This is a genomic window from Microcystis sp. LSC13-02 (assembly GCA_002282935.1).
Taxonomy (GTDB): Bacteria; Cyanobacteriota; Cyanobacteriia; order Cyanobacteriales; family Microcystaceae; genus Microcystis.
The window spans coordinates 1-9,762 of sequence record MTBT01000328.1; the positions used below are offsets into that span (position 1 = coordinate 1).

At 43.0% G+C, this 9,762-nt stretch carries 11 protein-coding genes and 1 pseudogene; 2 read left to right on the top strand and 10 right to left on the bottom strand.

Annotation, left to right across the window (positions count from 1 at the left end; genetic code table 11):
• Positions 1-258: 258 nt before the first annotated feature.
• The 5 genes and pseudogenes from BGL89_RS20410 to BGL89_RS21400 all read right to left on the bottom strand — a co-directional run.
• Positions 259-738, bottom strand: coding sequence for a hypothetical protein (locus tag BGL89_RS20410; protein ID WP_286827365.1), 480 nt, complete (start codon positions 736-738; stop codon positions 259-261).
• A gap of 138 nt (positions 739-876) precedes the next feature.
• A complete protein-coding gene (locus BGL89_RS20415) occupies positions 877-1,770 on the bottom strand; it encodes an ABC transporter ATP-binding protein (protein WP_286827366.1) in 894 nt (297 codons plus the stop codon).
• Positions 1,771-1,887: 117 nt separating this feature from the next.
• Positions 1,888-2,661 (bottom strand): ABC transporter permease, encoded by a 774-nt coding sequence (locus BGL89_RS20420; protein WP_286827367.1) that lies wholly within the window; start codon positions 2,659-2,661, stop codon positions 1,888-1,890.
• 62 nt (positions 2,662-2,723) lie between these two features.
• Entirely contained in the window at positions 2,724-3,347 is a 624-nt protein-coding gene (cpcF, locus tag BGL89_RS20425) for a C-phycocyanin alpha-cysteine-84 phycocyanobilin lyase subunit CpcF (RefSeq protein WP_286827368.1), read from the bottom strand.
• 142 nt (positions 3,348-3,489) lie between these two features.
• Positions 3,490-3,591: pseudogene (locus BGL89_RS21400) on the bottom strand (DUF29 domain-containing protein); the annotation flags it as partial.
• A 167-nt stretch (positions 3,592-3,758) separates the two neighbouring features.
• Between BGL89_RS21400 and BGL89_RS20430 the strand changes: the two are divergent.
• On the top strand, positions 3,759-4,022 hold the full coding sequence (locus tag BGL89_RS20430) for a helix-turn-helix domain-containing protein (RefSeq protein WP_286827370.1): 264 nt from the start codon (positions 3,759-3,761) through the stop codon (positions 4,020-4,022).
• Positions 4,019-4,936, top strand: coding sequence for a hypothetical protein (locus BGL89_RS20435; RefSeq protein WP_286827371.1), 918 nt, complete (start codon positions 4,019-4,021; stop codon positions 4,934-4,936). The genes BGL89_RS20430 and BGL89_RS20435 overlap by 4 nt, the downstream gene beginning before the upstream one ends.
• Here the strand turns inward: BGL89_RS20435 and BGL89_RS20440 are convergent.
• The 5 genes from BGL89_RS20440 to pyk form a co-directional block, all read right to left on the bottom strand.
• The gene (locus BGL89_RS20440; RefSeq protein ID WP_286827372.1) at positions 4,902-5,990 is read right to left on the bottom strand and encodes a DNA methyltransferase; all 1,089 of its coding nucleotides are present in this window, start codon (positions 5,988-5,990) and stop codon (positions 4,902-4,904) included. The two genes, BGL89_RS20435 and BGL89_RS20440, sit on opposite strands and share 35 nt — an antisense overlap.
• 93 nt (positions 5,991-6,083) lie before the next feature.
• Positions 6,084-6,212, bottom strand: a complete 129-nt coding sequence (locus BGL89_RS20445; protein ID WP_502692647.1) for a DUF29 family protein — start codon at positions 6,210-6,212, stop codon at positions 6,084-6,086.
• A 148-nt stretch (positions 6,213-6,360) separates the two neighbouring features.
• Complete coding sequence (locus tag BGL89_RS20450) at positions 6,361-6,792, bottom strand: DUF29 domain-containing protein (protein WP_286827373.1); 432 nt, start codon at positions 6,790-6,792, stop codon at positions 6,361-6,363.
• A 54-nt stretch (positions 6,793-6,846) separates the two neighbouring features.
• Positions 6,847-7,659 (bottom strand): C-phycocyanin alpha-cysteine-84 phycocyanobilin lyase subunit CpcE, encoded by an 813-nt coding sequence (cpcE, locus tag BGL89_RS20455; protein ID WP_286827374.1) that lies wholly within the window; start codon positions 7,657-7,659, stop codon positions 6,847-6,849.
• A gap of 166 nt (positions 7,660-7,825) precedes the next feature.
• On the bottom strand, positions 7,826-9,601 hold the full coding sequence (pyk, locus tag BGL89_RS20460) for a pyruvate kinase (RefSeq protein WP_286827375.1): 1,776 nt from the start codon (positions 9,599-9,601) through the stop codon (positions 7,826-7,828).
• Positions 9,602-9,762 lie beyond the last annotated feature (161 nt).

Sequence of the window (9,762 nt, forward strand, 5' to 3'; positions counted from 1 at the left end):
AATCAGTATAGCACAATAAAAGTTAAGTTAACAAGCTATAGTTTAAATAGCCGTCCTAAAAGGACGGGGCTTTAACCCAAAATTTCGGTAAAATCCGGGGCTACCCGCGCAGTTAAATTGCCTGTTGAGATGAGACAAGAGGCAACAGTAAAGGGATTGGGTGAGATTCAGCTAATCGGATAGGTGGTTAAAATGCCTCTTAGCTTAAAACCCCACACCCTGCCCCCAGAAAAACTTTTTCAGCACACCCTATATATTTTATCGTTCACAACCGACAACAGAAGCGGTGTAGGTATTACCGATGTGCTGAATACCATTGACAAAAAGATTGACTAAAAAAGGTTGATCATTTGCCCGTACTGTGGCAGTAATTGTTAAGGGTTTATCGGGTTCGATTCGTACTCCATTAGTATTAAAAAATTCCTCGTTAGTTTGATCGCTATACTTGAGAAACAGCCGGATATCAAAGGAGGCAGCCCGGGGGACAGAAACCGTAACGATAAACCTCTGAAAACTTCTACCCCCCGGAACTGCCCAATCAGTATTCCAATTATTACGAGTTATGATAACACCGAAAGGACCTGGAACAGTGGGTTGTGAGACGGTTTTCGTAACTTCACTACCTTCACCCCCTAATAGAGAAAGTGGCCGACAATTTTGCGCGGCTGCCGGTAGATGTGAGCTTAATAATACCGCCGATAGACCCAATAAGCCAGTGATAGAAGTTAATTTCATCATTGATTCCGTCTCCAATTAATAGAACCTATCCAAAAATTATAGATGATCATGACGCTAAAAAAAAACGGCGATTTAGCTTAATTGAGGCCAATTACTGAAAAAAATGCCGATAATCAACCTGAATTCTCAAAAACGGGTTTAAAATTGATTAATAATTTCCATATAAATATGTTCTAACTGTATCGTCTGACGGGCGATAGAATCAATATTAATGCCATCGAATGCCCGAATAATCTCGCTTAATTCTAGATGTTCATGTAACCAAAAAGCTAAATCTTTTCCGTAAAATTTGGGAGTAAATCCTAATTGTTTGCCTCGATTTATTGCCGCTTCTTGATCCTGGGTATCCATGATAATAATTTCTTTCGCAGGAATGTGCTGACGCAGCTGATTTAAATTACCTTCGGCAATAATACGACCTTGTTTTAAAATCCCGATACGTTGACAGAGACGCTGTGCTTCATCGAGGAGATGGGTAGTTAATAAAATTGTCATTCCCTGGCGCCGTAATTCTCCGATTAAATCCCAAATTTCATAACGAGATTCGATGTCTAAACCGGTGGTTGGTTCATCGAGAATTAATAATTTTGGCTGATGAACAATAGCCACGGCAATATTCATCCGGCGCTGCATTCCACCGCTTAAAGTTTCCACTGGACTACGGGCGCGATCAAGCAAATTTACTGCGGATAAACTGCTTTTAATCCGATGACGACGCTGGGTGCGATCGAGTCCATAAATCTGAGCAAAAAAGTTGAGATTTTCCTCACAAGTAAGGGATTTGTACAATAAATTTTCTTGCGGGGCAACCCCAATTAATTCTTTAGTAACTCTGGAAATTGGCAAATAATTAAAGGTAATTTCTCCCGATGAGGGTTTTAATAAATTACAAATTAAGTTAATAGTGGTGGTTTTTCCTGCACCATTGGGACCGAGTAAACCGTAAATTTCCCCCGCTTCAATATGAAAGTTTAATTGATCTAATACTAAGCGTCTTCCGTAATTTTTTTTGACATTATTAATAGTCAGCATTTGTAATAAAGTAATAAGGATAGTCAGGAGTCAGGATTAGGGAGTGGGAGACATGGGAAGACAAATTAATCAATACTCTTGCCTTTTCTAACTGATAAATGATAAATGATAACTGATTTACAGTCGGCGTTCAAGGGTTAACATTTGTCGATAGGTAAGCCAACCACCTGCTACCATAGCTAGAGCAAAAAGACAGAGAAAACGAAAATGAGAGCTAATATCTTGCAGATTTTCGCCCTTTGCCCAAACAGCAATTAAAGCTTCATTCATGTGGTAGATAGGGTTATATTTAGCCAGAGATAGAATATTGTCTGGGAATAAAGCAGTTGGGAGAAAAACGCCGCCTAAAATTAATAAAGGAACCCCAAAAGTTCCCACCAAAGCATTAACATCTTCTGTTCTTTTCGCCAGTTGAGTACCGAGGATAAATCCTAAACCCACATAGGCGGTGATACTAAGAAAAATAATTAATAATTCTAGAGGAATTGAGCCTTTAAAAGTGGCTCCATACTGTTTAGCAATAGAATAAACTAAAACTGTCTGACAGGCGGCAATCGCACAATGGGCGAGAAAAATGCCGATAAAATAGGAAACACCGCTTAAAGGCGATAAAAATAACCGTTTAATCGTTTGTTGTTCCCTTTCTGCTACTACCGTCGCCACGGTTCCCCCCAAACAACTAAAGAAAAGTGCCGCCCCGACGAGGGTGGGAGGAGTAGCCAGAGCCATCGCCTCGGCAAGCTCAATTTTGCCTTTTTCTGCCATAATATAGCCATTTAAGAGCAGGACAAGGATCGGGAAAATGCCCCAGAGGATTAAGCTACGCCCGCGCCGGATTAATTCCACTAAAATTCGTTGAGCGATCGCTAAAATTTCCTGCCAATATTTCATAGAATGTTAGTGTAATTGTTTCTCCCTGTAGAGAAATAAGTTTTTCTACTTTCGACTTAGGCTTATTGTAAGTGTTCCAGAGCTTGATCGGCGCGCAATTTTACCACTATTTCCGCTTCTGTCTCCCGAATCTGTCCTAAAAGTTCCCGAATCGCCCTGCGAAATGCCACCGCCGCAGTTCCTAACCCCTCCAATCCAACGATCGCCGCATATCTAACCACCCACTCTGTATCCCCTTGCAAAAGTTGCTCCAGTGCCGTAAAAACTGCATTCTGAGCCTCAGAAACCCGACTTTCCTCCAAATCAGACCAAATTATATTTCCTAAGCCTCTAGCCGCCCCTCGCCGCACGCTAAAGGAAAAATCACTCACCGCCGCCTCAAGCAATAAGTCCAATCCTCGCACATCGCCAATTCCCGCTAGGGCGCGGGTTGCCCAAGCTCTCGCCCCATAATTATAACCGTCTAGATTGGCCAGTAAATAGGGAACCGCCGCCTTGCCGATGGCGATTAAACCATCCACGGCTGCCACGGAGGCACCGGGGTTGTTATATCTTAGGACATCGGTGAGGGTGGGGATTGCCGCTTCACTTTTAGCCGCTGCTAGATTTTCTACGGCTGTCAGCAACCCGTTAGCTGAGTCGGCTTTTTCGACGGCAATAATTAAAGTTTCAACGGTAGGAAGCATTGGTTATCAGTAGAGGGGATGAGGGGTTAGGGGTGTGGGGTGTAGGGTGTGGGGTGTGGGGAGAAGGGAGAATAAATAAAAATAATCTCCTGACGACTGATTCTTATGTCCTAACCCCACTAACAAACTTTTAAAGATAATTTTATCGCCAAACTTTTTTCTGTAAAATCTGACTAATTTCTTGGGGAAAAGGACAATCATCGGGAAAGTTAAAGGATCGATAATCGGGGTTATCTCGCAAGCTTTAGCAGCGAGTAACCTCCGTTATTGTACCAAAGAATCCATACCGTCCGCTACACTAGGGGTGTCAAGCTGTTTACTAAGGCCGTAGGGAAGTTAAAATCCCATTTTGGGATTATCCTAAAATAGGTTTATCTTGGAATTGTTAACTTCTGTGCTAATTAAAGCACGATGAAATCTATTTTTAGCCCAGAGTACCATGTCTTTCGTCGATGCCTGATCGCCGCTCGTAAGGATGCGAATTTAACCCAAGCAGCCCTCGCTAAAGCCATCCAAAAGCCGCAATCTTTCGTTGCCAAATACGAAAATGGTGAAAGAAGATTAGATGTCGTTGAGTTCCTTCTGGTTAGTCGTGTAATCGGTGTAGATCCTTGCGAAATTTTAAGGCAAGTTGAGCAAGCTTGTCAGCCCACATCTTCTGGGGAAGGGTTATGAATACAGAAGATGTTATTAGCCTTGCATCGCAATATCTAGATGATTTGTCTGGACATAGATTTGACCTATTAGACATTGCTAGACCAATATCGGTTGCTGCAGCAGTTAATTTAGCCAAAGTAATTTCAAAGCTATCACCACTATTGGGAAATCTGATTGAATTTAACACTGTTGAGTTTTTGAATAAGCAGGAAATATTTGCGCCGTTTGGTGAATGGAAAAGGCAAGATCCAGGATTTCCTGATACTGTCTTCATGGGTAGCATCCAGCCTACCCCCGGATTAGAAATAAAAGCATGGTTCCCATTAGCTACTGAAATAACAGCCCGTTTCAAAGATAGTCAAAATCATTTTCAGTTTGATCAAACCTACGTTTCCCTAATAGCTTGGCTGCCCGAAGCGGTAATTTATGGCAAACCCAAGATTCTAGATGTATGCGTTGTCTCTGGCTTTTCAGTGGCTAAAGCGAGAGATGACCACTATCATAATCCTCCTGATTACCTTGTTCTAGAACCCGAAGATACAACCCAAAGAACAGCAAATTTGCAGCAAACAAATACTAATGGATACAAATTTCAAGGAACGGATGAAGAACTATTTCAAGCTCAAGAAATAGTTAATTCTTGGGGAAATGATGGAAGAATTTATCAGCCTACACAAGAGTATCAAATGCTCTTACGGGAACTGATCACTCGCTTCAAATACAGATTAGACACCAATTTTGCTAAAATGGACAGGATTGTGCATCCAGGAATTGAGGATTTTAAAAAGCGTGTTTATCGAACACAGTTCTCTGGAATGGAAGTTGGACGGTGGAACAGGCTTTTAGCTAGTCGTCGAGAGGAGTTAATTAAATCTGCTTTCAGGGAACACCTTGGCATTAAAGAAGGGAACATTGATGAACTACTTGACTAAACCTTTTGACTCCATAATAGAAATAAGTTTCGTCAATTTCACAAGCGAAAGCTTTTCGATTCAGGATATTGGCAGCTAAAGAGGCACTGAAAAGCCCCCCAAATGGTTCCCAAACCACATCCTGTTCCTCACTTGAAGCTTTAATAATTAATTTCATCAGATCCAGTGGCTTTTGATTTAAGTGAACAGCTTTACCATCCTGAGACTTAATTCGTTCATCATCGCGCAAAGCTGAACGATCCCAAACATTTGTAAAACCATGAGGGCAATTAAATTTAGAGCGCATCTTCTCCCACTCTTTACCTGTTAAAGGACGCTGGCCATTTTTAGAAAAATAGGGTTTTCCCTCTGGGTTTCCGTGTTCGTTGGCATAGAAAACTAATTTTTCAAACATTTCCGGTGGGGGAAAATACCATAAATGTCCTTGGTCAAAATATTTTCTTGTTGCCGCATCGGCGACACCACAAGCTAAATTAGCTTGACGCAAAGGTAAGCCCGATCTTAACCATTCCTTTCGGAGCCATTCTTTAAGTGTTAAGTCAGCAATTTTGACTTCTCTAACGTATTGGACGCAAACCTCTGTAACAACTGGAAAACGCCTTATTTTTTCTGTGTTGACATTACCTGCAATATGACCTTTTCCTTTATTCCATATATTACAATTAACATATCGCCAACCAAATTTCTCAAGTATTGGATGTACCACAGCCCAGCCAATTTCTGAGTTCCAAAACCAAAGAGTTGTATTTGGCAAGGCCAACTTAGACCAAGCTTCCACATGAGGTTCATACCATTCAGGTAAGTCAAGATGATCTGATGTATCACCTTCAAATCCTAAAAGACCGTAGCCTCCGTCTGAGATTATTACTATAGGTTGTTCCCAAGAATCATAATGTTCAATGCTATTACCAAGACTCAGACTAACACTGCTGTTATTCCAAGCTGAAAAAGCCAGTTTCTCAGTAAGTTGGACAGTTTTTCCACGCCCAACAGTGCTTGTTGCTTTATTCTTTTTTATACTTGGCAGGCTATGGGAAGGCTCAGGTATATCCATGGATTTTTTTATCGTCTTATAAACAGTATGAATATCAATACTCTATCCTGTTTTAGGATATTTGGCTACCCCATAAACCAATGACCTAGAAACTTAGCCTAAGACTACCAAACTTTCTATCTCCTCGCTCAAGTTTTCCCAGTCAACTTGATCAAAGTTTTTTTGTTTTAACAGAGTGATTGTTTCGTTTAGCCAGCCGACATAATCAGTTTGAGTTATCATAAAACCTCTGGATTTTATGAGTTTGAATTTTCATAGAAAATAACCAATTATTTACAGCATTTCTCATAAAGATGAAGTATGAACTGAGCGGACATCGTCTCAGAGTTGACCGTCTCCTAACCCCACCAACAAACTTTTAAAGATAATTTTATCGCCAAACTTTTTTCTGTAAAATCTGACTAACTTCTTGGGGAAAAGGACAATCATCGGGAAAGTTAAATGATTGATAATCGGGGTTATCTCGCAAGCTTTTTAAAGCCGTGGCATAGCAATCTAAAAATACTTGATTCCAGTAGGTTTTTAAACTAGGAGAATCGCTCAAAAGTTCTTCTAGTTCCCGTTGACTGCGCCTAATAGTTTCTTGCCAACCTCGATAATCTTGAACGTAATCAGTATAGCAGAGTTTGAGGCAGTGTTCTAAGATGGTGGTTAACCGGTTGCGGAGTTCACGTTTTTGACTTCTGCCCAAACTTTCTATCTCCTCGATCAAGTTTTCCCAGTCAACTTTATCAAAGTTTTTTTGTTTTAACAGAGTGATTGTTTCGTTCAGCCAGCCGACATAATCAGTTTGAATTAGCATAAAAACTCTGGATTTTATCCGTTTGAATTTAGATAAAAAATAACCAATTATTGATTATAATAAACCATCCATTAAAGTGAGAATTTCGGAGAGATTTTCCTTGCTAGAATTAGTTTTTAGATGGTTTTCTAAAAGTTCCTTGAGAGCAACCAGTTTCAGACTATTTTCCGCCAACGTATTAGCGATCGCAGGGGCGGCCGGCAGATAACCCGTAGCGCCTAAATCCATTAAAGCAGAACGACGCAGCTGTAATTCTTCCCCTTGCAAGGCATTAATCAGAATATCGCCATAGTGGGGGTTAGCCGTGAGTTGATAGAGGGCGCGGGCAGCCGCATAACGCACTTTTTCGACGAAATGCTGTAAAAACGGTTCGATGAGGGGAATCGCTGCCGTTGCTTGCAGGGTTCCCAAGGCTTCGATAATCGCTTCGTAGGGTTGGACTAAATGGGGTTTTCCCGCCACTAAAACGGCCACTTCGATGCCACCCTCTAATAGTTGCTTTAAAGGTGCGATCGCGCTTCGATCCTGAAGCATTTCCAATGCCTGGGCAGCCGATTCGCGCACATAATAATCTTCGCAGTCGAGACAGGCAATCAAAGCGGGAACACAACTGAGATCATCTAATTTCCCTAAAGCGCTGGCGGCATTGCGTCGCAGGGGATAACCGCCATCGGGAGTGCGATCGCTTTCGTCCTCTAAAGCGGCAATTAACGCCGAAATCGCCTCCGGTTGACGAACGCGGAATCTACCCAACCACCAAGCGGCATAATAACGCGCTCCTAGGTCTTCTCTTTGCTGGATATTAGCGATCGCTTGTTCAACAGTATAGGCCGGATTATCGACGGCAGCAGAGTGAGAATCGCTCATAGACAAGTGAAAATATGTGTTGGGGTTTTGGGGTGTTGGGGGTTGGGGGTTGGGGGTTGGGGTTTTGGCGTTTTGGCGTTTTAGGGTGTTGGGGTTTTGGGATATTAGTTGAATTTCCCCATTTCCCTAATCCCTATCCCCTATCCCCTATCCCCTGATAACCGACTCAGTTTTTCATAGTTCCCGCGCCATTGCCAATACCAGAATAAATTAAACCCCGTTGAGCATCGAGACTAATGATCACCCCTTCGCGGATAATTTTCGTGGCATCTTTAACCCCGACAATCACAGGAATACCCAATTTTAACCCGATAGTAGCGGCGTGATTGTTCATGGCGGTATCTTCGGTGATAATTCCGCCAGCTTTCCGCATCATATCCACATATTCGGCGCTGGTGGTGGGAACGACTAAAATCTCCCCACTACTAAAACTACCCACTTCTCGGGCATTATGGGCTACCCGCGCCCGGCCCCTAGCCACACCCTGGCCGATACCCGTACCCTTGCCCAAAAGGGATTTTACCACTTCCACCTTAATTAAATCCGTGGAACCGGCCACCCCTTGCAGAGTTCCCGCCGTCATCACCACTAAGTCACCATCCGCTAGGAGGTTATTTTCCTGGGCGAGATTCATCGCCACTTGAAAAGTTTGGCTAGTGGAGGGTAAATCGAGTAATAACATCGGTTTTACGCCCCAAACTAGCTGTAACTGCTGTGCCACTTCTCGATGGGGAGTAACGGCTAAAATCGGGGTTTTGGGGCGAAATCTGGAGACATTACGGGCAGTAGAGCCGGTTTTTGTCAGGGTAATAATTGCCGCTGCCCCCAATTGTTCGGCAATTTGACTGACTGCCGAGGAAATAGCGTTAGGAATCGATTGTTTATTGTTAGAGCGAGCGGCACTATTGATCTGTTCCCGTTCGATCCTTTCGGCAATGCGCGCCATTGTTGCCACCGCTTCGATGGGATAATGACCCACAGCCGTTTCATTGGAAAGCATGACCGCATCAGTGCCATCTAAAATCGCATTAGCCACGTCCGAAACCTCGGCGCGGGTGGGACGAGGATTACTGGCCATACTGTCAAGCATTTGAGTGGCGGTGATAATCGGGATGCCTAGCTGATTAGCGGTATTAATCAGTCGTTTTTGCAGGATTGGCACGTCTTCGGCTGGTAATTCTACTCCTAAATCTCCCCTAGCCACCATCACACCATCACAGAGGGATAAAATTTCCTCCATTTCCTCGATCGCTTCGTGTTTTTCAATTTTAGCGATCACGGGGATAGATTTACCCGCACTGGCGATTAATTCTTTAATTTCGAGGATATCTTGGGGATTACGCACAAAACTAAGGGCAATCCAATCCACATCCCACAGCAGTCCGAACATTAAATCTTTTTTGTCCTTATCGGTTAAAGCTTTCACCGACAGATAGACGTTGGGAAAATTTACCCCTTTATTACTGGATAAGACACCCCCAACCACTACGCGACAGGACAGGTCTCCTTTCAGGCGATCCACTGATTCCACCCGCATTTCGACTTTACCATCATCGAGGAGAATTCTGGAACCTTCCGGGACTTCTTGGGCCAGAGAGGGATAGCTAATGGAACTTATTTCCTGATTACATTCCACATCCCTAGAAGTAAGGATAAAGGGTTCCCCCGGTTTCAGGGTGATCGACCCACAGGCAAATTTACCTAAGCGAATTTTTGGACCCTGTAGATCCTGAAGGATGCCAATGGGTTGATTGAGTTCAAAGGCTAACTGACGGATCAGGTTAATGGTGTGACGATGGTAATCGTGATCGCCATGGGAAAAGTTTAATCTAAAAGTCGTCGCCCCCGCCTTGATCATCTGACGTAATGTTTCCTTATTTTGCGAGGCCGGGCCGATCGTGGCGACAATTTTAGTGCGACGGGGGAAAGACAGAGAGTGCATAGATAAGCAACTAAATAGGCGAAGTAAGTATAGCGGCGTTTGGTACGCTTCGCCCATCTTCTCATAAATGGTTATCGAAAATTTGGGTTAAAACCCCGTCCTTTGAGGACGGCTTTAAGCTACAATGGAAAAAGCGATAACCAAGCTAAAAACTGAACCTT